Source organism: Enterococcus sp. C76, from assembly GCF_040886985.1.
In the GTDB taxonomy this organism is placed as follows: Bacteria; Bacillota; Bacilli; order Lactobacillales; family Enterococcaceae; genus Enterococcus_B; species Enterococcus_B lactis.
In genome coordinates, this window is sequence record NZ_JBFOEY010000008.1 from 99,449 (window position 1) to 122,954 (window position 23,506).

At 39.2% G+C, this 23,506-nt stretch carries 21 protein-coding genes and 1 tRNA gene; 16 read left to right on the forward strand and 6 right to left on the reverse strand.

The window, feature by feature from the left end:
- Positions 1-17: 17 nt before the first annotated feature.
- The 3 genes from nrdF to nrdH all read right to left on the reverse strand — a co-directional run bounded on the left by nrdF (position 18) and on the right by nrdH (position 3,575).
- Complete coding sequence (nrdF, locus tag AB3I00_RS11115; RefSeq protein WP_002287792.1) at positions 18-983, reverse strand: class 1b ribonucleoside-diphosphate reductase subunit beta; 966 nt, start codon at positions 981-983, stop codon at positions 18-20.
- 49 nt (positions 984-1,032) lie between these two features.
- Positions 1,033-3,192 (reverse strand): class 1b ribonucleoside-diphosphate reductase subunit alpha, encoded by a 2,160-nt coding sequence (gene nrdE / locus AB3I00_RS11120; protein ID WP_002290582.1) that lies wholly within the window; start codon positions 3,190-3,192, stop codon positions 1,033-1,035.
- 158 nt (positions 3,193-3,350) lie between these two features.
- Positions 3,351-3,575 (reverse strand): glutaredoxin-like protein NrdH, encoded by a 225-nt coding sequence (gene nrdH / locus AB3I00_RS11125; RefSeq protein ID WP_002287795.1) that lies wholly within the window; start codon positions 3,573-3,575, stop codon positions 3,351-3,353.
- 401 nt (positions 3,576-3,976) lie between these two features.
- Between nrdH and AB3I00_RS11130 the strand changes: the two genes are divergently transcribed.
- The 6 genes from AB3I00_RS11130 to AB3I00_RS11155 all read left to right on the forward strand — a co-directional run bounded on the left by AB3I00_RS11130 (position 3,977) and on the right by AB3I00_RS11155 (position 10,555).
- Positions 3,977-4,450 (forward strand): ferrous iron transport protein A, encoded by a 474-nt coding sequence (locus AB3I00_RS11130; protein WP_002290585.1) that lies wholly within the window; start codon positions 3,977-3,979, stop codon positions 4,448-4,450.
- Positions 4,447-6,579, forward strand: coding sequence for a ferrous iron transport protein B (feoB, locus tag AB3I00_RS11135; RefSeq protein ID WP_368025214.1), 2,133 nt, complete (start codon positions 4,447-4,449; stop codon positions 6,577-6,579). The genes AB3I00_RS11130 and feoB overlap by 4 nt, the downstream gene beginning before the upstream one ends.
- A gap of 1 nt (position 6,580) precedes the next feature.
- The gene (locus AB3I00_RS11140; protein WP_002290587.1) at positions 6,581-6,715 is read left to right on the forward strand and encodes a hypothetical protein; all 135 of its coding nucleotides are present in this window, start codon (positions 6,581-6,583) and stop codon (positions 6,713-6,715) included.
- A 93-nt stretch (positions 6,716-6,808) separates the two neighbouring features.
- Positions 6,809-7,453, forward strand: a complete 645-nt coding sequence (locus tag AB3I00_RS11145) for a GntR family transcriptional regulator (RefSeq protein WP_002287801.1) — start codon at positions 6,809-6,811, stop codon at positions 7,451-7,453.
- Positions 7,454-7,641: 188 nt separating this feature from the next.
- Entirely contained in the window at positions 7,642-8,835 is a 1,194-nt protein-coding gene (locus AB3I00_RS11150; protein ID WP_002287805.1) for a glycine betaine/L-proline ABC transporter ATP-binding protein, read from the forward strand.
- Positions 8,828-10,555, forward strand: a complete 1,728-nt coding sequence (locus AB3I00_RS11155; RefSeq protein WP_368025215.1) for an ABC transporter permease/substrate binding protein — start codon at positions 8,828-8,830, stop codon at positions 10,553-10,555. Before AB3I00_RS11150 ends, AB3I00_RS11155 begins: the two co-directional genes overlap by 8 nt.
- 173 nt (positions 10,556-10,728) lie before the next feature.
- Here the strand turns inward: AB3I00_RS11155 and AB3I00_RS11160 are convergent.
- A tRNA-Lys gene (locus AB3I00_RS11160) sits at positions 10,729-10,801 on the reverse strand.
- Between the two features lie 380 nt (positions 10,802-11,181).
- Here AB3I00_RS11160 and AB3I00_RS11165 point away from each other — a divergent pair.
- From AB3I00_RS11165 to AB3I00_RS11195, 7 genes are all read left to right on the forward strand, one after another.
- Positions 11,182-11,748, forward strand: coding sequence for a DUF1836 domain-containing protein (locus tag AB3I00_RS11165; RefSeq protein WP_002290590.1), 567 nt, complete (start codon positions 11,182-11,184; stop codon positions 11,746-11,748).
- Positions 11,738-12,598: a DegV family protein gene (locus tag AB3I00_RS11170; protein ID WP_002374830.1), complete on the forward strand. Its 861-nt coding sequence runs from the start codon at positions 11,738-11,740 to the stop codon at positions 12,596-12,598. The genes AB3I00_RS11165 and AB3I00_RS11170 overlap by 11 nt, the downstream gene beginning before the upstream one ends.
- A gap of 189 nt (positions 12,599-12,787) precedes the next feature.
- Complete coding sequence (gene yycF, locus AB3I00_RS11175; RefSeq protein ID WP_002290592.1) at positions 12,788-13,492, forward strand: response regulator YycF; 705 nt, start codon at positions 12,788-12,790, stop codon at positions 13,490-13,492.
- Positions 13,493-13,496: 4 nt separating this feature from the next.
- On the forward strand, positions 13,497-15,332 hold the full coding sequence (walK, locus tag AB3I00_RS11180) for a cell wall metabolism sensor histidine kinase WalK (protein WP_002290593.1): 1,836 nt from the start codon (positions 13,497-13,499) through the stop codon (positions 15,330-15,332).
- On the forward strand, positions 15,329-16,645 hold the full coding sequence (yycH, locus tag AB3I00_RS11185; protein ID WP_002328930.1) for a YycH family regulatory protein: 1,317 nt from the start codon (positions 15,329-15,331) through the stop codon (positions 16,643-16,645). The genes walK and yycH overlap by 4 nt, the downstream gene beginning before the upstream one ends.
- Positions 16,646-17,515: a two-component system regulatory protein YycI gene (locus tag AB3I00_RS11190; protein ID WP_002290596.1), complete on the forward strand. Its 870-nt coding sequence runs from the start codon at positions 16,646-16,648 to the stop codon at positions 17,513-17,515.
- Between the two features lie 54 nt (positions 17,516-17,569).
- Entirely contained in the window at positions 17,570-18,379 is an 810-nt protein-coding gene (locus tag AB3I00_RS11195; RefSeq protein WP_002288854.1) for an MBL fold metallo-hydrolase, read from the forward strand.
- 100 nt (positions 18,380-18,479) lie between these two features.
- On the opposite strand, the gene AB3I00_RS11200 is transcribed toward AB3I00_RS11195, so the two are convergent.
- On the reverse strand, positions 18,480-19,109 hold the full coding sequence (locus tag AB3I00_RS11200) for an NAD(P)-dependent oxidoreductase (RefSeq protein WP_070770130.1): 630 nt from the start codon (positions 19,107-19,109) through the stop codon (positions 18,480-18,482).
- 168 nt (positions 19,110-19,277) lie between these two features.
- Here AB3I00_RS11200 and AB3I00_RS11205 point away from each other — a divergent pair, with 168 nt between their 5' ends.
- Positions 19,278-20,576, forward strand: a complete 1,299-nt coding sequence (locus AB3I00_RS11205) for a PTS sugar transporter subunit IIC (protein ID WP_368025217.1) — start codon at positions 19,278-19,280, stop codon at positions 20,574-20,576.
- 76 nt (positions 20,577-20,652) lie between these two features.
- Here the strand turns inward: AB3I00_RS11205 and AB3I00_RS11210 are convergent, their stop codons facing one another.
- Positions 20,653-21,315 (reverse strand): CPBP family intramembrane glutamic endopeptidase, encoded by a 663-nt coding sequence (locus AB3I00_RS11210; RefSeq protein ID WP_002290604.1) that lies wholly within the window; start codon positions 21,313-21,315, stop codon positions 20,653-20,655.
- Between the two features lie 224 nt (positions 21,316-21,539).
- Between AB3I00_RS11210 and groES the strand changes: the two genes are divergently transcribed.
- Together groES and groL are read left to right on the forward strand one after the other, a co-directional pair.
- The gene (gene groES, locus AB3I00_RS11215; protein ID WP_002288862.1) at positions 21,540-21,824 is read left to right on the forward strand and encodes a co-chaperone GroES; all 285 of its coding nucleotides are present in this window, start codon (positions 21,540-21,542) and stop codon (positions 21,822-21,824) included.
- 51 nt (positions 21,825-21,875) lie between these two features.
- The gene (gene groL / locus AB3I00_RS11220; protein ID WP_002290607.1) at positions 21,876-23,501 is read left to right on the forward strand and encodes a chaperonin GroEL; all 1,626 of its coding nucleotides are present in this window, start codon (positions 21,876-21,878) and stop codon (positions 23,499-23,501) included.
- Positions 23,502-23,506 lie beyond the last annotated feature (5 nt).

Below are 23,506 nucleotides of genomic sequence, written 5' to 3' on the forward strand. Positions count from 1 at the left end.
TGCGTAATTTTTTATCCTTATTCCAATCCAATCAAATAATCGTCATCTTTCATGGCTTCTACATGACCTAACAAATAGCCGTTTCCGACTTGTGAGAAGAAGTCATGGTTGCTTGTGCCTGTTGAAATCCCGTTCATTACGATTGGGTTGACATCATTGGCAGTATCTGGGAAGAGTGGATCCATCCCTAGGTTCATCAATGCTTTGTTGGCATTATAGCGTAGGAATGTTTTGACTTCTTCTGTCCAACCGATTGGATCGTATAATTCTTCTGTATAACGTTCTTCGTTTTCATAAAGTTCATAAAGAAGGTTGTACATCCAGTCTTTCAACGTTTCTTGTTCTGCTTCAGGCAATTCGTTGAAACCTAATTGGAACTTGTAACCGATGTAGGTTCCATGTACCGATTCATCTCGGATGATCAGTTTGATGATCTCTGCTACGTTTGCCAATTTGTTGTTTCCTAAATAATAAAGAGGAGTATAAAAACCTGAATAGAACAAGAATGTTTCTAAAAAGACGCTGGCAATTTTCTTTTCTAGCGGTGTACCGTGTTTGTAGATTTCATTGATACGCTCAGCTTTTTTTTGCAGATAAGGATTCGTATTCGTCCAGTCAAAAATTTCTTCGATTTCTTTTTTCGTGTTCAGTGTACTAAAAATAGAAGAATAACTTTTGGCATGAACAGATTCCATGAATTGGATATTGTTCAAAACGGCTTCTTCATGGGGAGTGCGAACATCTTTACGCAACTGATCCATGCCGCTTTCAGATTGGACAGTATCCAGCAGTGTCAAACCGCCGAATACATGTCCTACTGTATCTTTTTCCAATTGAGACAATGTGCGCCAATCATCTAGGTCATTTGAAAGTGGGATACGTGTATCTAGCCAAAATTGCTCCGTCAGCTTCTCCCAAGTGGATTTATCAATGATATCTTCAATTTCATTCCAGTTTATTGCTTCATAATATGTTTCTGACATGAGAATGCTCCTTTAATTAAAATATGAATAAGCGAATCTATCTATGATATTAGATCACGCAGCTTTCACATTGATTGCTTCCGATTTCTTCTGCATCATCAGTAAAGGTACGTACATAATAAATGGATTTGATTCCTTTATGGAAAGCGTAATGTCTTAAAATATTCAAATCACGTGTCGTTTGCTTCGTTGTTGTCTTCCATTCATAAATACCTTCTGGGATTTCAGAACGCATGAATAAAGTCAAACTCATGCCTTGATCGACGTGTTGTTGTGCTGTTGCATAAACATCGATCACTTTACGCATGTCCATATCATAAGCAGAAGTGTAATATGGAATCGTCTCATTGGATAAATAAGGCGCTGGGTAATAAATTTTACCGATTTTCTTCTCTTGGCGTTCTTCGATCATGCGAGTGATAGGATGAATGCTTGCACTCGTATCATTGATATATGAAATTGAGCCATTTGGTGCTACTGCCAAGCGATTTTGGTGATATAGCCCATCTTTCATTACTGCTTGTTTCAAGGCATTCCAATCTTCAGCAGTTGGAATAAAGATTCCTTCAAATAATGCTTTGACTTTTTCTGATTTTGGCTGGAATTCTCCAGTTACGTATTTTTCGAAATAAGTGCCATCAGCATAAGCTGATTTTTCAAAATTATGGAAAACTTGTTTTCTTTCACGAGCGATATTATTGCTTTCAACAAGTGTCCAATAATTCAACAGCATGAAATAAATATTTGTAAAGTCTAATGAATCCTCTGAGCCATATTCCATTTGTTCTTTTGCAAGATAAGTGTGTAAGCCCATGGCACCTAATCCAATCGTATGATTCAGCTTATTTCCGTTTTGGATCGGTGGTACGACATCGATATCAGATGCATCTGTAATAAATGTCAATGCACGAGTCATCGTACGCACAGATTGACCAAAGTTAGGGCTTTGCATCAAATTCACGATATTTGTCGAACCTAAGTTACATGAGATATCTGTTCCTAATACTTCATACTCCTGTTTGCCGTTGATCACAGAAGGCGTTTGAACTTGTAAAATCTCTGAGCATAAATTACTCATGATAATCTTGCCGTCGATTGGATTCTCGCGGTTCGCTGTATCAATATTGATTACGTAAGGATAGCCAGATTCTTGTTGTAATTTTGAGATTTCATTTTCAAGATCACGCGCTTTGATTTTTTGTTTGCGAATGTTTGGATTTGCAACTAGATGATCATACTCAGCTGTAATATCTACATAAGAGAATGGGACACCATATTCTTTTTCGACACTATACGGACTAAATAAATACATGTCTTCGTTTTTACGTGTCAATTCATAAAATTTATCAGGTACGATCACACCAAGAGAAAGAGTTTTTACGCGAATCTTTTCATCTGCATTTTCTTTTTTTGCTGAAAGGAAAGCAATAATGTCTGGATGGAACACATTCAAATAAACCACACCAGCTCCTTGACGCTGACCTAATTGATTAGAATAGCTGAAACTATCTTCGAATAATTTCATGACTGGAACGACACCACTCGCAGCACCCTCGTATCCTTTGATAGGAGCGCCGGCTTCACGAAGATTTGATAAAGTAATCCCTACGCCGCCACCAATACGGGACAATTGCAAAGCAGAGTTGATTGAGCGCCCGATAGAGTTCATATCGTCAGTGACTTGAGTCAAGAAACAAGACACCAATTCGCCCCGACGTTTACGTCCAGCATTCAAGAAAGAAGGTGTAGCTGGCTGATAACGTTGATGGATCATTTCATCTGCAAGAGCAAGTGCTAATTCTTCATCTCCGTTCGCAAAGTAAAGCGCATTGAAGGCTACTCGATCTTCATAAGTTTCCAGATAAGCGGAACCGTCGTTGGTTTTCAACGCATATTGAGAATAAAATTTGTAAGCAGCCATAAAAGATTTGAAAGAAAAATGTTGCTCGTCCAAAAATTGATATAGCTTTTCAATAAATGATGGTGAATATAATTGGATGAATTCTGCTTCTATATATTCTTGATCGATCAAGTAATTGATTTTTTCCATAATAGATGGAAAAGTCATCGTATTTGGTTTGACATTTTCTTCAAAAAAGGCAGCCAAAGCTTCTTTATCCTTATTCAAAGGGATTTGACCATTGACTGGTCGATTGATTTCATTATTCAGCTTGAAATAACTGACATCTTGTAAATTTTTAAGACTCATACGTACGCCCAACCTTCATTTCGTATTTGATGATGCTTGATTGCAAATCATTGCATTGTTTTTAAGCTTTAAAAAAGGATTTGGAAGTTTGCGACAAAAACTGGTGCTGTCTCAAGCCCTTCAAATCCATGTATCTTGTTTTGATTCTTTTAGTCATGTTAGCTGGCAAGTTTACGCAACTGATCAGGACGGAATCCGATAACTGTTTCTGCATCGGAAGTAATGACAGGAACACTTTGGAATCCTTGTGCTTTCAACCAGTCTACTGCTTCCGGTTGTTCATCGATATTGACTTCTTCAAAAGCGATTTGATTTTCTGTTAAAAAACGTTTGACCATCTTGCATTGCATACAATTATTTTTAGAAAAGATCTTTACGTTCATGATGAGTGCCTCCTCTAAACACATTCTTATTATCTATAATAGATAGTATAAAACTCTTAGTAAAAAAGTCAAACAACAAACACTACATATTGTGTTGTGGAAACTGTGGAATACTAAGTTTTGTGTTTTTGAAAAAAGAGCTGAAAACAAGTATCGTGTGGGAAAATAGCAAATCTAATAGAGAAAAAGTTGTGGAAAACTATGAAAAAATATTTTTTTCTCATTTTTATCTATCAATACTAAAGATTCGCTCATAATATCACAAGTGTAATTGACATTCTCAATTACCGAGAGTATTCTATGTGAGAATGATTCTCATTTATTTGCGTAATACGTAAGAAAACTAGAACATAGAATGAATGGTTTCAACACATGATTTATTTCACAAGAGAGGAATCAATATGCAGACCTTAGCGCAGGCAAAGCAAAACTTCGTTTATCAAGTCGAACGAATTGAAACAGAAGAAAAAACAAAACGCCATTTGCAAAATATTGGGGTCGTTGTCGGAAGTAAAATCGTCGTCGTCAATTTATCAGGCAACAATGCCATTTTACTGATAAAAAGTCATCGAGTGGCAGTAAGTCGGGAAATACTAAGTCAGATCTTTGTCAATAAAAAGACTGCTTCCTCTGAAAGCTGGACTTCTCTTGATCAATTAAAAGCAGGAGAGACGGGGATCGTCGTAGCCATCCACGGACAAGGCGCAGTGAAGCGGCGGTTGATGGATATGGGATTGACGCGAAATGTAAAAATAGTCATCCGAAAACTAGCCCCTCTAGGAGATCCAATCGAACTGACAGTGCGAGGATATGAATTGACGTTACGAAAGTCAGAGGCTGAACTAATCTTGGTACAAAGGGAGGAAAACGAATGAATATCGCGTTAGTCGGAAATCCAAACAGCGGGAAAACGAGCTTGTTCAATCTCTTGACTGGTTCGAATCAATATGTAGGGAATTGGCCGGGCGTAACAGTAGAAAAAAAAGAAGGATCGTTGAAAAAAAATCCGAACATTCACATTCAAGACCTACCCGGTATCTATTCTTTGTCTCCTTATACACCCGAAGAAGTGATTGCAAGAGATTATTTGGTTCATGAACAGCCTGAACTGATCATCAACATCATTGATGCTACCAATTTAGAGCGGAATCTATATTTGACTACGCAGTTATTGGACTTAGACATTCCTATGATCATTGGTCTGAATATGATGGATGTCATCAAAAAAGAAGGAAAAAAAATCAACCTAGAAAAGCTTTCCTATGGACTTGGTGTACCAGTTTTACCAATCAGCGTATTGAAAAAGCAAGGAATCGAAAAATTAATCGAAAAGATTCAGGAGTCTGCAAAAAAACGGCCTTCTATTCCTGTTCCCTGTACATACGATCCGCGTTTAGAAGCAGCTTTACATGAAATTGAAGATGTACTAGGAGAAAAAAGCAGCAAGAAACGCTGGTATGCAATGAAATATTTTGAAAGAGATCAGAAGGTGAATGAGGATGATGAGATAACAATTTCTCAGCAAAAAGAAATCGAACAACTGATCCAGTTGACAGAGAAACTATTGGATGACGATAGTGAAACGATTCTAGTCAATGAACGTTATGAATTTATTACCCAATTATGTGCACTATCTGTCGTGTCAAATGATTCTTTCCAATTATCGATGAGTGACAAAATCGATCAGATTGCAACGAATCGTTGGTTAGCCTTGCCAATCTTTGCATTTGTGATGTGGCTGATTTATTACTTGGCTATTCAAACAGTAGGAACAATGGGGACAGATTGGATCAATGATACATTGTTTGGAACGTGGCTACCAGAACATGTTGGCAGACTGCTAGCTGAATGGCAAGTAGCTGGATGGATGCAGGAGCTGATCTTGAACGGCATCATTGCAGGCGTGGGAGCAGTATTAGGATTTTTACCGCAATTGATCGTATTGTTTTTATGCTTGAGCTTTCTAGAAGACTGCGGATATATGGCGAGGATCGCTTTTGTCATGGATCGACTTTTCCGGAAATTCGGGCTTTCAGGAAAATCCTTTATTCCTATGCTGATTGCCACCGGATGTGGCGTGCCAGGCGTCATGGCTACTCGCACGATTGAAAACGAGCAAGATCGTCGGTTGACGATCATGGTCACGACATTCATGCCTTGTTCTGCAAAGTTGCCGATTATTGCCTTAGTAGCAGGGGCCTTTTTTCCTCACCAATCTTGGGTAGCTCCTTCTGCCTATTTTCTTGGGATGACTGCAATTATTTTCTCTGGAATCAGCTTGAAAAAAACGCGTTTGTTTGCCGGAGAAACAGCTCCGTTTATCATGGAATTGCCTGCATATCATTTTCCTCAATGGTCGACGATCCTAAGACAAACCTATGACCGCAGCAAGTCTTTTGTAAAAAAAGCAGGAACGATTATCTTTGTTTCTAGTATCGTGATCTGGTTTAGCTCTTCTTATAATTTTTATGCTCAACCTGTTCCTGAAGACCAAAGTATCCTAGCCTTTTTCGGACGAATCCTAGCTGTTGTTTTTCAGCCGCTTGGTTGGGGGAATTGGCAAGGAACTGTCGCAGCGATTACAGGATTAGTTGCTAAAGAAAATATTATTGGCACATTCGGTATTTTGTTTGGACATGCGGAAGTATCCGAAAATGGCAGAGAAATCTGGCAAGTGCTACAACACACATATACTCCCGCAGCAGCTTATTCATTGTTAGCCTTCAATTTACTTTGTGCGCCTTGTTTTGCGGCAATTGGGGCTATCCATCGGGAAATGAATGCTAAGAAATGGACTTGGATCGCCATAGGCTATCAATGCGGTTTAGCTTATTTAGTTAGTTTTGTGATCTATCAGTTGGGACACTTATTGGAGGGTGGACAGGTAGCCTTAGGGACGTATCTTGCTATTTTACTGATGATAGGACTCGTTTATGTTTTGTTCCGTCAGCCAAAATCCAAGAACGAGTTTTATACTATATTGTCGTTAGAAGGAGAGGAATAGGATGGCGACATTCTTATTAAGTGTATTAATCTTTGGAAGTGCAGGGGCGATTGTCTATACTCGTTTAAAATCCGGAAAGAATTGTGATGACTGTCAAACAGCTTGCCCAGTAAAAAAGGAACAGATCAAGCGATGATCAGTCGTTGCAAGAGGCTGTTCTCCCCTTTTTTGCTTATTTTGCTAGAGCATAGTAAGATGAGGGAAAGTAAAAAAAGAAAGAGGAAAGAAAATGTCTGGAAAGAAAAAAATCGTCCGCCCGCGCTATCAGCAGATTGCTGTTGATTTAGCCGAACGTATCGTTGAAAACCGATATAAAGTGGGTGAGAAGATCCATGCTCGCTCAACGCTTGCCAGTACGTACAATGCTTCTCCTGAGACTACCCGAAAGGCTATCAATGTGCTGGTAGATCTTGGGATCATGGAAGTACGGCATGGGAGTGGGGCATTTGTTGCTTCGAAAGAAAAAGCAAAAGATTTCCTATTGCAGTATCAAGATGTACAATCTATCCAAGATACAAAAGCAGAAATCATGGCGAGTGTGGAGAAGCAACAAGATGAGCTGAATCATTTTTCTCAATTATTGGATCAGCTGGTCAATCAAACGAAGCGAATACATAAGATGAACCCTTTACTTCCGTTTGAATTGTCTTTATCAGAAAAAGCAATGCATCTGGACCGTTCGATTAGCGAGTTGAATATCTGGCAGGCGACTGGTGCTACAGTTATCGCAATTTCTCATAACGAAGAACTACTTGTTTCACCTGGACCTTATGCTAAATTTACGGCAGGGGATATCGTTCATTTTATTGGAAATGAGTATACGCTACAGCGTATGACAAACTTTTTTTACCCGGAACATCAGCTTGCAGAATGATTGTGTGAAATATTATAAAAAATATTAACTTGGCTAAACCTTTTATTTATAAAGATTTAACCAAGTTTTTTTTCTGTTTGGACAAGCAAATTTCTTTCATTTTTGACAAAGTGACTACATGATGTTAACATAGTGTGGTCACTTTTTTCAGAAAGAAAAATGAATTTACATAAAAAAGGAGAATTTGTTTGGTAAAAGTAGAAGTAAAACATTTAACAAAGATATTTGGTAAAAAGACACAAGCCGCTTTAGATATGATGAATGATCACCAGCCGAAAACGGAGATTTTAAAGAAAACCGGTGCGACGGTTGGTGTGTATGACGTGAATTTTGACGTAAAAGAAGGAGAAATCTTCGTGATCATGGGGCTTTCCGGGAGTGGGAAATCCACATTGATCCGTCTATTGAATCGTCTGATTGAGCCAACTTCAGGCAGTATCTATATTGATGGAGAAGATGTATCGAAGTTAAGTAAAGAAGAATTGCGAGAAGTCCGTCGTCATAAAATCAATATGGTTTTCCAAAACTTCGGTCTGTTTCCACACCGAACGATCTTGGAAAATACAGAATACGGGTTAGAAGTCCGTGGTGTACCTAAAGAAGAACGACAAGAAAAAGCAGAAAAAGCATTAGAAAATTCTAGTCTGCTTTCATTTAAAGACCAATATCCTAGTCAGTTATCTGGTGGGATGCAGCAACGGGTCGGCTTAGCCAGAGCTTTAGCGAATGATCCTGAGATCTTGCTGATGGACGAAGCGTTCTCGGCTCTTGATCCGCTGATCCGACGAGAAATGCAAGACGAATTACTGGACCTGCAAGCCAATGTTCAAAAAACGATTATTTTCATTACCCATGATTTGAATGAAGCTTTACGGATCGGGGACAGAATCGCATTAATGAAAGACGGCGAAATCATGCAGATTGGAACAGGTGAAGAAATATTGACCAATCCAGCAAATGATTACGTACGTGAATTTGTGGAAGAAGTCGATCGTTCCAAAGTGCTTACTGCTCAAAACATCATGGTACCTGCATTGACGACGAATATCGAATCTGATGGACCAAATGTCGCATTGACAAGGATGCGTAATGAAGAAGTCAGCATGCTGATGGCTGTTGACCGAAAGAGACACCTGAAAGGGATCATTACTGCAGATCAGGCGTTAGAAGCTAGGAAGCAAAAACGTCCATTAATCGACTTCTTAGATGAAAATGTGACGGTGATCGGAAAAGACATGGTTGTAAGTGATATTTTCAATATTATTTATGATTCACCGACTCCGCTTGCAGTTGTAGAGGATGGAAAATTAAAAGGTGTCGTCATCCGAGGTAGTGTGATTGAAGCATTAGCAGAAACAAGCGAGGTGAGTGAACATGAATAATCTATTAAACTATCAATTACCAGTGGCAAACTGGGTAGAAAATATCACAGAATGGTTTACGACAACTTTTTCTGGCCTATTTTCATTTTTACAAACGATCGGACAGGCAGTGATGTCGGGGATTACAAATTTACTGTTAGTGATCCCAGCGCCTTTGTTTATCTTGTTATTGACGATAGCAGCTTTCTTTATTTCTAAGAAACGTCCAGGACTTACGTTGTTCACATTGATTGGTCTATGGTTTATTTATAACCAAGGTCTATGGAATGACTTGATGAATACTGTCACACTTGTTCTTTTATCTAGTGTGATCTCCATCATCATAGGTGTACCGTTAGGGATCTTGATGGCAAAAAGCAGTAAAGCTCAAAGCATCATCAAGCCGATCCTTGACTTTATGCAGACGATGCCAGGATTCGTTTATTTGATTCCAGCAGTTGCATTTTTCGGTATCGGGATGGTGCCAGGGGTATTTGCCTCAGTCATCTTTGCTTTGCCACCAACCGTTCGTTTTACGAATTTAGGGATTCGACAAGTACCGAAAGAGTTAGTAGAAGCTTCTGATTCATTCGGGAGCACAAGTCGTCAAAAACTATTCAAACTAGAATTGCCTTTAGCTAAAAGTACGATTATGGCAGGGATCAATCAAACAACGATGCTGTCACTTTCAATGGTCGTTATTGCCTCTATGATCGGTGCACCCGGCTTAGGACGGGGAGTATTGTCCGCTTTACAAAGAGCACAAGTCGGGAATGGATTTGTCAACGGGGTTGCATTAGTTATCTTAGCAATCATCATTGACCGTTTTACGCAGCATTTGAATCAGCCAAACAATAAGAAAGTTGCAGGAGCTGCAACACAAAAAAGTAAAAAACGTCAAGGATTGATCATTGGTGCTGTAGTAGTAGTGATCTTAGGCGCGATTGGTATAGGAAATTTTTCTTCTGCCAAAGAAACAAAACGTATCAACTTGTCTTATGTCGAATGGGATACAGAAGTTGCTTCAACAAATGTAGTCGGTGAAGTGTTGAAACAAATGGGCTATGATGTAACGATGACACCGCTAGATAATTCAATCATGTGGAAATCTGTTTCAAATGGCGAGTCAGATGCCATGGTTTCAGCTTGGCTACCTAAAACTCATGGTTCACAGTATGCACAATATAAAGATCAAGTCGAAGACCTAGGTGCCAATTTGACAGGAGCAAAAGTCGGTTTAGCAGTACCAGCCTACATGGATGTAAATTCGATCGATGAGTTAACCGATCAGGCAGGTAAGAAAATTATAGGAATTGAGCCAGGAGCTGGTGTAGTTACGGCTGCTGAAAACACGATCCAAAAATATGACAACTTGAAAGACTGGAAAGTCGAGACATCTTCTTCAGGAGCAATGACCGTTGCACTAGGACAAGCAATCAAAAAACACGAACCAATTGTAGTTACAGGATGGACACCTCATTGGATGTTTGCCAAATATGATCTGAAATACTTGGAAGATCCTGAAAACGGAATGGGAAGCGAAGAGCAGATCCATACGATGGTTCGAAAAGGATTGAAAGAAGACCAGCCAGAAGCTTATAAAGTATTAGACAATTTCCATTGGTCAGAAAAAGATATGGAAAAAGTCATGTTGGAAATCAACAATGGAAAAGATCCACAGCAAGCAGCAAAAGAATGGATCAAAGAGAACCAAGAATTAGTCGAAAGCTGGAAAAAATAAAAAAGACGGAAACAAAATAAATGGAGCTTCCAAAATTGGATCAAAAATCCAGTTTTGGAAGCTCCATATTCGTCTGTCTCTTTTTTTGCCTATAAAAAAAGAGAATGCGCAGTTCGTCTTCGAAACGTCCGAAGACGCCGACAAACTACCATTCTCGTGGGTTTGGCACCCAATGGGCCGTGAGGGGCTCGAACCCGCGACCCGCTGATTAAGAGTCAGCTGCTCTACCAACTGAGCTAACGGCCCATACAAAAAGTACTTAATAATAGTAGCACTAAGAATTTTAAAATGCAAGACTACATTTAAAGAAAATCAGAAAAATCTTTACTTCCTTATAGGAAATCATTCATAGATTATTCACATTTGCTCGTTATTATATAAGCATACCAACAAACAAAGTTCTTGCAAGAGAACAAACCCTAACACTTTTTTCATTTTTTACTCCTTTCCCGCCGTCTCCCCGGCGGGTCTCCTGTTCTTAACGATAAAAGACAAGAAGGCTTGGCCTTCTTGTTTTTTGCTTTTATAAAATTCCATTAATTAAATTATCTAGTTCAAATAACTAGATTGAATGTTTATGGTAACTTTGGTATCATGTTAATGAAATGAAAAAAGGAGCGATTACGATGGAAAAAATGCGTCAGCAATTAATGGAGTGGGGAAAAGAACTGGAAACATTCCGTCTGCCTCACTGGGAAGAGCTCCCCGACCTAGAACTTTATATGGATCAAGTCAGAACGTTAGTTGATCGTTATCTTTCACCTGTGATACAAGGAGAAAAGCATCCATTGCTAACCTCCTCTATGGTAAACAACTACGTTAAATTGGGTTTGATACCAGCGCCAGTTAAAAAAAGATACAACAAAGAACATGTAGCATTTTTACTTGCAATCACTACATTGAAACAAGTATTGACTATTCCTGAAATCAAAGAAGGAATATTGTTCCAAGGAAAAACAGTGGGGATTCGTGAAGCTTATAATCTATTCTGTGATGAACAAGAAGCAGCTGTATGGATGGTCAGCCAATTAGCACAAGGCAAATCCCATCCCCAAAAATTCGACCAGGCGACCCCTGTAGAATATATTGCTGTAAGAGCAGCAACTTTATCGTTTGCAATGAAACTTCTTGCGGAAAAAACGATTGTTCTAGAAACCGAATACTTAAAAGAGGAGAAAACAAATGAAAAATGATAAAATCGCGATTTTAGTAGATTCTGGTACGGATGTGCCAGAAGAATTGATAAAAAAATATGAGATGTACATGATTCCTTTGAAAATTATTTATAAAGATCAGGTATATACAGATAAAATAGATATTACACCTGAAGAAATCTATCAACGTTTGCCAGAGGAAATTCCAGGTACATCTTTGCCTGATGGTGAGTCGATCACAGAAATCTTTGAGCAAATCAAAAAAGATGGTTATGAAAAAGTACTTGCGGTAACGATTTCCAGCGGATTGAGCGGGACGTATAACGTGGTTCGTTTGATTGCAGAACAGCAAGAAGAACTAGAAGCGTATGTACTAGATACGAAAAATATCGGTATTGGTGCGGGTTTTTCTGCAATACAAGCAGCGAAATGGCTAGAAGACGGTGTCGAGTGGAATCAGCTGATCAGTAATTTGAATGAATTAGTCGAAAGAACAAAAGTTTTCTTTAATGTTGCGACATTGGAATATCTCCAAAAAGGTGGACGGATTGGTTTGGTTGCTTCTATTTTAGGAACCGCTTTAAAGCTTAACCCGATCATCTCCTGTAATGATGAAGGAATCTATTACACAGTAGGAAAAGCTAGAGGGCGTAAAAAAAGTTTGGATAAGACGGTTGCTTATGTCAAAGAAAAAATCGGCAATGCCAAGGTTTTTAACTTAGCCGTTGCCCACGGTGATGCGAAAGAAGAAGCGATTGAAATGGAAGCGAGGCTCAAAAGAGAGTTTCCGCAAGCAAACCAAATCTACTTTGGTCAAATTTCTCCGGCATTAGTAGTCCATACTGGTCCGGGATTATTAGGTGTCGGTGTACAAGTTTTAGAAGGATAAATCAAAAAAAGGAAGACAATGAGGTGAAAATCAGTGTTTTCCTTTTTTTATTGAAGTTAGAACAAAAAAAGAAAGTATTTTGCACTCCCATGTTAATTTTCTCTTTTGTTTTATAGGCAAAGATGAAACAAAACCAGAAATACGGTATAATGAAAAGGTGTGACAATAATATATAAGAGGTGGCTCTTTATGAAAAAAGTTTTAGTTGTCGATGATGAGAAGCCGATTTCGGATATCGTCAAATTCAATTTAGCCAAAGAAGGCTATGATGTTTATACTGCATATGATGGGGAAGAAGCCTTGGAAAAAGTTGCTGAGGTAGAACCTGATTTGATTTTACTGGATTTGATGCTACCTAAAATGGACGGCTTAGAAGTGGCTCGTGAGGTACGCAAAACGTATGACATGCCAATCATTATGGTAACAGCCAAAGATTCTGAAATTGATAAAGTCCTAGGCTTAGAATTAGGCGCGGATGACTACGTGACTAAGCCATTTTCCAATCGAGAATTAGTGGCAAGGGTCAAAGCGAATCTTCGTCGTGGTGCCACGGCTACGAGGGAACCAGAAGATGCGGCTCCTGCGGAATTGACGATTGGTGATTTGACCATCCATCCAGAAGCTTACATGGTGACGAAACGAGGAGAAACAATCGAGTTGACACATCGTGAATTCGAACTACTCTTTTACTTGGCGAAGCACCTTGGGCAAGTGATGACAAGAGAACATTTATTACAAACGGTTTGGGGCTATGATTATTTTGGAGATGTACGAACAGTGGATGTAACTGTTCGTCGGTTGCGCGAGAAGATCGAAGATAATCCAAGCCATCCAAATTATTTAGTGACACGTCGTGGTGTCGGTTACTATTTGCGTAACCCAGAACAGGAGTAATTGGATGAAAAGAAAAGTCCGCTTTTTTCGATCAGTCAATTTTAAGATCGCTATTACTTTTATTTTGATTTTATTGATCTCGATCGAAATTATTGGCGCCTATTTTATACGTGGATTGGAACGTTCCACGATCAATACATTTATTAAAGATATGAATCAAACGGTGGAATCATTAGCGACGACAATCAGTCCGGAATTAAATCGAAAAGATAACGTAGATGACGAAGAGGTAAATGCGAATATCAAGAGATTCATTGAAAACAGTGCGACTAGCGATATCATCGAAATACGGGTCGTTGACGAAAAAGGGATCATCCGAGGAACAACTGATGTCAATGAACAAAGCGCTGTGGGAAAGAAAAATGATTATGTCGATATCAATGATTTCACAACTAAACGGTATGTTGCTTTAGATAACGACGATAAACGGGTGAATATCAATGTTCAACCGATCCTGTCCCCGACCGGCGATGCCGTTATCGGGGCTCTTTACGTCAAAAGTAATATCGAACAAAAATATTCGGAGATCAATAATACAGCAGTCATTTTCTTTACTGCCTCACTGATTGCTGCGTTTATCTCAATGATCGTCTCCGTTTTAGTTGCTCGTTCGATTACTCAGCCAATCGGTGAAATGAGAGAACAAGCCATTCGAATCGCCAGAGGAGACTACAGCCGGAAAGTCAAAGTGCATGGACAAGATGAACTAGGGCAGTTGGCTGATACCTTCAATCAGTTAGCTGAACGTATCGAAGAAGCTCAAGATACAATGGAAGCTGAACGCAATCGGTTGGATAGCGTGCTGTCTCATATGACAGACGGCGTCATCGCGACAGACCGCAGGGGGAAAGTCATTACGATCAATGATATGGCTGTTTCCTTGCTAGATGTCAAAAATGAGGAAGCAATTGGACAATCGATTTTGACACTTTTGGATATCGAAGAAGAATATACCTTGCGTAAATTGTTAGAAGATCCAAACGAAATGGTACTTGACCGTTCAACCAGTACATTGGAGAGCGATCAGATGATCTTACGAGTAGACTTTTCCATGATCCGTCGCGAATCAGGTTTTATCAGCGGATTAGTAGCTGTCTTGCATGATGTGACAGAACAAGAAAAAACAGAACGGGAACGCCGTGAATTCGTTTCTAATGTTTCCCATGAGCTTCGTACACCACTGACAAGCATGCGCAGTTATATCGAAGCATTGAGCGAAGGTGCATGGAAAGACGAAGAAGTAGCACCAAATTTTTTGAAAGTAACATTGGATGAAACAGATCGGATGATTCGAATGATCAATGATCTTCTGAATCTATCTCGCATGGATACAGGAAATACCCAGCTTCAATTAGAGTATGTCAATTTTAACGAGTTAGTGAATTTTGTTCTTGACCGTTTTGATATGATGGTGGGAAACCAAGAAAAAAATTATAAGATCCGTCGCGAATTCACGCAAAGAGATCTTTGGGTCGAAGTAGATACAGATAAAATCATCCAAGTAGTCGATAATATCATGAATAACGCGATCAAGTATTCACCAGATGGGGGAACGATCACCTGTCGCTTATTAGAAACGCATAATAACGTGATTTTAAGTATTACCGACCAAGGATTGGGGATTCCTAAAAAAGATCTGAACCGAGTGTTCGAACGATTTTATCGAGTAGATAAAGCACGTGCTAGAGCACAAGGTGGGACAGGACTTGGATTAGCTATTTCTAGAGAAGTAATCAAGGCGCACCGAGGCGCGATTTGGGCAGAGAGCAAGGAAGGAAAAGGATCGACTTTTTATATCTCGCTGCCATACGAACCTTATGAGGAGGAATGGTGGGAATGAGAATTTCTGAAAAAGTCGTTCGCGTAGGACTTATTTTGATGGTTGCATTAAGTTTATATTTCTCTTATGCCATCTGGCTGAGTCCAGCAGGGAAAAGTTCGATCAGCGTCGATGAGACAAACACTCAAATGATCGAGTCTCAAAGCAATCGGAAAACTTCTGAAGTTTTTCTTCCGCTTCATGTCACGTGGCACCATTCGGGAACGATCCAAGAAACCAACAGTGAAAATCTCGTGTACCGATTGCAATTGATCATCGATAAAGCAAGATTCGGGAAACTTTCTGAAGTCGTTTCGGGAGATGAATCACAATTCGAACAAGTGAAAAACCTGACATCTGGTTTCGAGTTGGCCTATAATGCGCCTTTTTTGCTAAGAGAATATAAGGAAGCATTTGATTTAGATGTAGACGTCTCGAATTTGGCAAAAGAAAGCGAAAATATGTATTTTACTAGAATACAATTCGATCAAGAAAACAAAAAAATCCGATTTTTGAATTATTCGAACCACCTTGTATATGAAGCGAATATTTCGTTGAATTGGGAGGATATCAACAAAGAATTAACAGCAAACGACACGAAATGGACAGAAATGTCAACAGAACCGTCGACGATCGACACCCAATATGCTACGAAACATTCAATCAAGTTGAAAAAGTACAGCTATATCCTTTCGCAGCAACCCTATACACTTTTTAGAAATGCTTTTTTCCAGAAACCAGATAGCGTGAAGAATAATGATGAAAGCAATGAATTGATTTTTTACGGTGGGAATGAAACGATGTCTATCCATTCGGAAACGCAAGTAGTTGATTTTCGAGGAGAGCTGCCAGAGAAAAAAGAAAATGCTAGTGTATTTTCTGAAAGTTTTCCCTATATTAGCAAATTAGGCAGTTCTTTAGGGAATCTTAGATATTTTGACCGCAGTGACAATACCATCGATTACCGGATCTTCGTGGAAGGCTTCCCGGTTTTTGGGACGGACAGCAGAGGACAGATCGGTGTGGAAGTTGGCGGTGAAACGAACGGTTCGGTGCAAGTGAATATTCAAACCAGTTTGAATACGATTCAAGTACCGATACCTTCAGATGAAGAAGTAGAACTTGCAAGTACGAATGAAATCATCCAGCAGCTGGAAGCTAAGGGAGCAGATAGCAACAAGATTGGTTCAGTAATCGTTGGCTATACATGGCAAAATGTTAAAGAAACGAATCGCGTCGTTGATCTCTTACCTGAATGGTATGTGAAATATGAAGATAACTGGTATTCAGCTAACGACCTTCTGGAAAAATTACCTGGATTGGAGGCGAATTAATTGGATTTTAAAAAAATCGAATGGATATTTTTCGTCGCTTTTTTAGGGTTGAATGTGTTTTTATTCAGCAGTTATCATGATGCGGTATACCAAGAAAATAATGTTATTCGTTCTGATCAGACTGAATCCATCCAACAACGTCTGGCTAGTGACGATATCACTTATACGGGGAAGATTTCTTCTGAGAGCAAGCAAGGCTATTATCTTAGCGCGGAACAGACCAATCTTAGCACTTCATTAGCAAATTATCGCAAGGCTGGTAAAAGCGGATTGTTGGAAAGTGGCGTGTTTTTAGACGGCGATGTTTTGACAAAATCCTTATCCAGCTCAGAATCTGAAAAGAACGTGATTGATCCAGATAAGATCAGCAGTTCTTTGGAAGATTTTTTAGCTAACAAAGACAATATTTTGTTCGGTAATGAGTATGTGTATACGAAAAACTTTTCTCATTTAGAAGAAGAACCACTAGAAATCCAAGCAAGCCAAGAGTATGAAGGTATTCCGTTCAATGATGATACAGCAAAAATCGTTCTTTCTTTAGAAAAAAACGATAACGATTATAGTATCACGAAATACATGCAGACGCATTTATCTGATATCGAGCAGCTGCGTGAAAAGACGGAACTGTATACAGAAGAGGAAGCAATCAATACATTGTACATCAATAACAAAATACCAAGAGGATCAAAAATCTTATGGCGTCAACTAGCTTATTCCTGTATTCTGAAAGTTCGGGAAAAAAATGTGTATGTTCCTGTTTGGCATGTAGCGATCGAAACAAGTGATAAAGTGGTTCAAATCGAGAGCGTCAACGCTTTCAGCAATACGATCGTGACAAACAACACTGTACCAAAAGTGGAAGATCAATAAAAAAGCGAGTATAATGAAAAAAGTTTACAAAGTAAGAAGGGAAGTAGGAGTCAAATGGCTGAAGAAAAACCAGCTTTTAAAATCAGTATCCTAGCAAGTGGAAGTTCGGGTAATTCACTTTATATCGAAAGTGAAAAAAAACGGCTTTTGGTCGATGCAGGACTTAGCGGTAAAAAAATCACTTCCTTGATGGCTCAAATTGATCGGACACCGGACCAATTAGATGGAATACTTGTGACGCATGAACATCGAGACCATATACATGGTGTGGGTGTCTTGGCTCGTAAGTATCATTTGGATGTTTTTGCCAATCAGCAGACTTGGGAAGCGATGGAGCCGCTGATTGGGAATGTACCAGTGGAACAAAAACATCTATTTGAGATGGGAAAAGTAAGAACATTCGGCGATATCGATATTGAGAGTTTCGGCGTCTCCCATGACGCAGCAGCTCCGCAATTTTATCGTTTCCATAAAGAAAACCGTTCATTCGTCATGTTGACGGATACCGGATACTGCAGTGATTACATGCGAGGTGTCATTGAAAATGCCGATGGTTATTTGATGGAAAGTAACCATGATCTTGAGATGTTACGCATGGGACCTTATCCGTGGAATCTAAAACAGCGTATTTTAGGAGATAGAGGGCATCTTTCCAACGAAGATGGTGCACTTGTCATGACTGATGTGATCGGTAATCGGACCAAACGGATCTATCTTGGTCATCTTAGCAAGGAAAACAATATGAAAGAACTTGCTCATTTAACGATGGAAAATGTTTTGAAAGAAAAAGATTTTGGCGTTGGACATGATTTTGAAATCTATGACACAGATCCAGATGAAGCAACTGAGCTATTTTCGATTTAAATAGTTCAGTCAATAAAAAAATAAAAACAGAAGATAAAATCAATCAGTGTTGGTTTTATCTTCTGTTTTTATTTTTCAGAACATTGACAAAACAACCGTGTTATCGGCTGACTACACTGATATGCTGTTTTTCATGTTGTTTATCCAGTATCTCATCTACTAATGCAATCGCGTAATCTGCCATGCTGATCGTACTGTCGCCAGCAGCGTTTCTTTGTAGATAATCATCACTTAATAAATAAGTGCCTGTACGCTTGCCGTGTGGATCAAATAAAGAAGCTGGACTGATATAAGTCCACTGTAGATTTTTAGATTGTTTCAATTTTAGCAATCCTTCGTACATATTGAAAGCTGTTGGATAGAAGGGTGCATTTTTAGGTACTTGGTCAATCATACGAGTCGTCTTTTCTGTATCCAAGAATAACGAAGAGGCACCCCCAACGACGATTAAGCGTGTATCAGTTCCTTCAAGTATCTCAATCAAATGGGACAAAGAAGTTTGATGCATTTCTTCTTTTCCTTTAGGAGCGTTGAAAGCATCAACGACAACATCAAAAGATGCAAGGTCAGTAGCTGTCAACTCAAATAAATCCTTTTGTATAAACGGAACATCTGATGGCAATTTTTCTGGATGACGCACGATTGCCGTCACATCTAACTCTCTGGACAATGCTTCGTCTAAAATAAATGAACCTGCATGACCAGTAGCGCCAATGATTGCGATTTTCATAAAAAACCTCCTTTTTTATTCCTGTCCATTGTAAGCAGTTACTGGATATTCGTTAAAGAATCCGTTTTTTGAAAAGCTTAGTGCGCATTCCTTTCATGGTTCGTGTTCATTAGGTATAGTTAAATTAAGAAAACTGGTTAATCAAATAGAAGATGAAGGAGATAAGAAATGAAAGAGTGGTTAGATCGTGCCTTTTTACCAATGATAACATCTGTTGTGAATCTTAGACCCTTAACTGCTTTGCGTAATGGAATGACTTATACGATCCCGATAATTATAGCTGGCTCGCTGTTTTTCTTATTTGCTCATTTTCCTGTAGATTACATCGCTCAGTGGATAGACAAAACAGGATTTTCTATGTATTTTACACAAGTATACCAGGCTACATTTGACGTGATAGCCTTTTGGATCGTTTTTGCTATTGCGTATGCTTATGCAAAAGAAGAAAACATCGATCGCTTGCCAGTCGGCATGACAGCCTTGTCTGCTTACCTACTACTTATTCAGCCACTTAATGTTCAGGGAGAGATAGATAATATCTGGACAGGCGGTGAAGGGATACTAGGAGCAGTTGCAACCGGGCTCCTCATCGGATGGGGCTATGCACGTTTAGCAAGATTTGCGAAAGGGTGGAGGCAAAATGGGAAGATTCCTGAAAATGTTTGGCAGTCTTTTACTTCATTGATTCCAATACTTGCTATAGTCATTTTTACGCTTATAGGTTCAGCTGTTTTTCAACAGTTGTTCGGGATGACTGTTATTCAAGGAATATGGACGTACGTCCAGCTTCCGATCCAATCGTTGATAGACACGTTATTCGGTGTGCTTTTATTAGGTTTTTTTGTCCCGTTTTTATGGCTATTTGGTCTTCATGGATCTGCGATGGTCAATGGGTTGGTTAGTCCGATCTTACAAGCAAACTCATTAGCAAATGCAGAAATCTTAGCCTCTGGAAAAGAATTGACTGTGGCAAATGGCGGGCATATCGTTACTCAGCAATTTCTTGATCAATTCATGACTGTTACCGGAGCAGGTTTGACGTTAGGGGCTGTATTTTTTATGATGTTTTTTGCGAAATCGAGGAAATACCGAGAATTAGGAAAACTTTCTCTTTTACCAGCCTTTTTCAATATCAATGAATCGATTATTTTTTCCACACCGATTGTGATGAACCCGATGATGGCTGTTCCTTTTATTTTCGCGCCGATCCTCTCAGGATTGATTACCTATTCCGCTTTATATTTTGGATTTGTTCCTTTATTTACAGCGGTCCAAGTTCCTTGGACAACACCGCCGATCCTCTCGGGTTTTTTAGTAGGCGGAGTGCCTGCAGCGATTTTACAAGGTATCGTGCTGGCAATTAGTTTTTTTATTTATTTCCTATTTTTGAAAAAAATAGATTCTGCAAACTTCAAAAAGGAAAGACAGACAAAAAATGCTGGAACAGCAGAAAAGATCATCGACTAAAAAAACAAAAATACTCCTGTCGCTTTAGATTGGAAAAATCACCAATCTAGGATGACAGGAGTATTTCTAATCATGTTTATACCAGTCCTTTTTGGACAGCTAATTGAACAAGAACAACTAATGTGTTCATTCCTACGTGTGTGATCATTGATGTCCAGATCCGACCAGTAGCTTTGTACTCTAGACTGAAGAAGAAACCTAAGAAAAAGTAAATCAGCAAATGACCATCATTATGAGCAAACGCAAACAGCAAAGAGCTGATCACTGCCCCGACCCAAAAATTTGAATACCGGCTGATGATCCCCAGTATGCTGCGGCGGAATACGAACTCTTCCATGATGGGTCCTGCAATAGTTGTCGCCAAAATAAAAGCAGGTGCTTCCATGATCATCTGGATGATATTTTGTGTATTCTCAGAAGGGGTTGCTTCGCCAAACAATACAGATTCCAGCATGACAGCGATGCTTTGCAGAAGCAATGCGACAAAGATCCCAACTAATCCATAAATAACGATCTTTGGAACAGAAGCTTTTTTTACTGCTGATTCGATCGCTAAAGGCTCACGTTGCTTAAAATAAAAAATAGCTAGGACAACCGCGCCCAATATATACATGACTGCAGTTGCTGTGATCAATTCAGACGTAGATTTTACAAGTCCTATCGAAGCGAGGATCAAGGGTGAGATAAAAATTAAACCATAGCAAAAAATGCTGAGGAAACTATATTTTTTTAAAGACATGTAATTCCTCCTTTTAAGGGATAACAAGCATGCAAGGCAAGCTTTTATCGATTGATTTCAATTATATCATAATTTCAATAAGCAACTGTCAGAATAAAATTTCTTTTCTTTGATTTAAAAGCTTGCAAAAAAGAGGGAGAATGAGTATTATTAAAAATGTAGGTTAGCACTCGAAGGTTAAGAGTGCTAACGGATTAAAAAAAGAGTTATCGGAGGGATTTATCGTGTTAAAACCATTAGGTGATCGCGTCATTATCGAAGTCGCAAAAGAAGAAGAAAAAACTGTCGGAGGAATCGTTTTAGCTTCTGCAGCTAAAGAGAAACCCCAAACTGGGACAGTTGTTGCAGTCGGTGAGGGCCGTTTGTTGGAAAACGGTGAAAAAGTTCCTGCCGCTGTGAAAGCAGGCGACCAAGTTATGTTCGAAAAATACGCCGGTACAGAAGTAAAATACGAAGGAAAAGAATATCTGATCGTCGCAGGAAAAGATATCATGGCGATTGTTGAGTAAATTTTGAAGATAGAAAAAATAATCAAAAATAATCGATGAGGTGAATCAATCATGGCAAAAGAATTGAAATTTGCAGAAGACGCACGCGCAGCTATGTTACGCGGGGTAGATAAATTAGCAGATACAGTGAAAGTAACATTAGGACCTAAAGGCCGAAATGTCGTACTAGAAAAATCTTACGGCTCTCCATTGATCACAAATGATGGTGTGACGATCGCAAAAGAAATCGAGTTAGAAGATCATTTTGAAAACATGGGTGCAAAACTTGTATCAGAAGTAGCATCAAAAACAAATGATATTGCCGGTGACGGAACAACGACAGCAACTGTTTTGACACAAGCAATCGTTCGCGAAGGTTTAAAAAACGTAACTGCAGGTGCTAATCCTCTAGGCATTCGCCGTGGGATCGAATTGGCAACAAAAGCAGCAGTGGAAGAGTTGCATAATATCTCAACTGTTGTTGATTCAAAAGAAGCCATTGCACAAGTAGCAGCTGTTTCTTCAGGCTCTGATAAAGTTGGACATTTGATTGCTGATGCAATGGAAAAAGTTGGAAACGACGGTGTCATCACAATTGAAGAATCAAAAGGAATCGAAACAGAACTAGATGTTGTAGAAGGTATGCAATTTGATCGTGGTTACTTATCACAATATATGGTAACAGATAACGACAAAATGGAAGCTGTTCTAGAAAACCCATATATCTTGATTACAGACAAAAAAATCTCTAACATCCAAGACATTCTGCCATTGTTAGAACAAATCTTGCAACAATCACGTCCATTATTGATCATTGCTGACGATGTAGATGGCGAAGCATTACCAACGCTTGTTTTGAACAAGATCCGCGGAACATTCAATGTAGTAGCTGTAAAAGCTCCTGGCTTCGGTGATCGTCGTAAAGCAATGCTTGAAGATATCGCTATTTTGACAGGTGGTACAGTAATTACTGACGATCTAGGTCTAGAATTAAAAGATGCAACAATCGAAAACTTAGGAAATGCGTCTAAAGTTGTTGTAGATAAAGACAATACAACGATCGTAGAAGGTTCAGGAGAAAAAGAAGCCATCGAAGCGCGTGTGCAATTAATCAAAAACCAAATTGCTGAAACAACTTCTGATTTTGACCGCGAAAAATTACAAGAACGCTTAGCTAAATTAGCAGGCGGTGTAGCTGTTGTTAAAGTCGGTGCAGCTACTGAAACAGAATTGAAAGAATTGAAATTACGCATTGAAGATGCATTGAATGCTACACGTGCCGCAGTAGAAGAAGGAATGGTCTCAGGTGGTGGTACAGCTCTAGTGAACGTTATCAGCAAAGTTTCTGCTGTAGAAGCAGAAGGAGACGTGGCAACAGGTATCAAGATTGTTGTTCGTGCCTTAGAAGAACCAATTCGTCAAATCGCTGAAAACGCTGGTTATGAAGGATCAGTGATTGTTGATAAATTGAAGAACGTAGAACTAGGTACTGGTTTCAATGCTGCTACTGGAGAATGGGTAAACATGGTTGAAGCAGGTATCGTAGACCCAACTAAAGTAACACGTTCTGCCTTGCAAAATGCCGCTTCCGTTTCTGCCTTGTTATTAACAACAGAAGCAGTCGTTGCAGATAAACCAGAACCAGCAGCACCAGCAGCTCCTGCAATGGATCCATCAATGATGGGCGGTATGATGTAGTAATT

Coding starts and splice junctions, on each gene's coding strand:
- nrdF (WP_002287792.1), bottom strand. CDS start 983: ATGTCAGAAACATATTATGAAGCAATAAACTGGAATGAAATTGAAGAT.
- nrdE (WP_002290582.1), bottom strand. CDS start 3,192: ATGAGTCTTAAAAATTTACAAGATGTCAGTTATTTCAAGCTGAATAAT.
- nrdH (WP_002287795.1), bottom strand. CDS start 3,575: ATGAACGTAAAGATCTTTTCTAAAAATAATTGTATGCAATGCAAGATG.
- AB3I00_RS11130 (WP_002290585.1), top strand. CDS start 3,977: ATGCAGACCTTAGCGCAGGCAAAGCAAAACTTCGTTTATCAAGTCGAA.
- feoB (WP_368025214.1), top strand. CDS start 4,447: ATGAATATCGCGTTAGTCGGAAATCCAAACAGCGGGAAAACGAGCTTG.
- AB3I00_RS11140 (WP_002290587.1), top strand. CDS start 6,581: ATGGCGACATTCTTATTAAGTGTATTAATCTTTGGAAGTGCAGGGGCG.
- AB3I00_RS11145 (WP_002287801.1), top strand. CDS start 6,809: ATGTCTGGAAAGAAAAAAATCGTCCGCCCGCGCTATCAGCAGATTGCT.
- AB3I00_RS11155 (WP_368025215.1), top strand. CDS start 8,828: ATGAATAATCTATTAAACTATCAATTACCAGTGGCAAACTGGGTAGAA.
- AB3I00_RS11165 (WP_002290590.1), top strand. CDS start 11,182: ATGGAAAAAATGCGTCAGCAATTAATGGAGTGGGGAAAAGAACTGGAA.
- AB3I00_RS11170 (WP_002374830.1), top strand. CDS start 11,738: ATGAAAAATGATAAAATCGCGATTTTAGTAGATTCTGGTACGGATGTG.
- yycF (WP_002290592.1), top strand. CDS start 12,788: ATGAAAAAAGTTTTAGTTGTCGATGATGAGAAGCCGATTTCGGATATC.
- walK (WP_002290593.1), top strand. CDS start 13,497: ATGAAAAGAAAAGTCCGCTTTTTTCGATCAGTCAATTTTAAGATCGCT.
- yycH (WP_002328930.1), top strand. CDS start 15,329: ATGAGAATTTCTGAAAAAGTCGTTCGCGTAGGACTTATTTTGATGGTT.
- AB3I00_RS11195 (WP_002288854.1), top strand. CDS start 17,570: ATGGCTGAAGAAAAACCAGCTTTTAAAATCAGTATCCTAGCAAGTGGA.
- AB3I00_RS11200 (WP_070770130.1), bottom strand. CDS start 19,109: ATGAAAATCGCAATCATTGGCGCTACTGGTCATGCAGGTTCATTTATT.
- AB3I00_RS11205 (WP_368025217.1), top strand. CDS start 19,278: ATGAAAGAGTGGTTAGATCGTGCCTTTTTACCAATGATAACATCTGTT.
- AB3I00_RS11210 (WP_002290604.1), bottom strand. CDS start 21,315: ATGTCTTTAAAAAAATATAGTTTCCTCAGCATTTTTTGCTATGGTTTA.
- groL (WP_002290607.1), top strand. CDS start 21,876: ATGGCAAAAGAATTGAAATTTGCAGAAGACGCACGCGCAGCTATGTTA.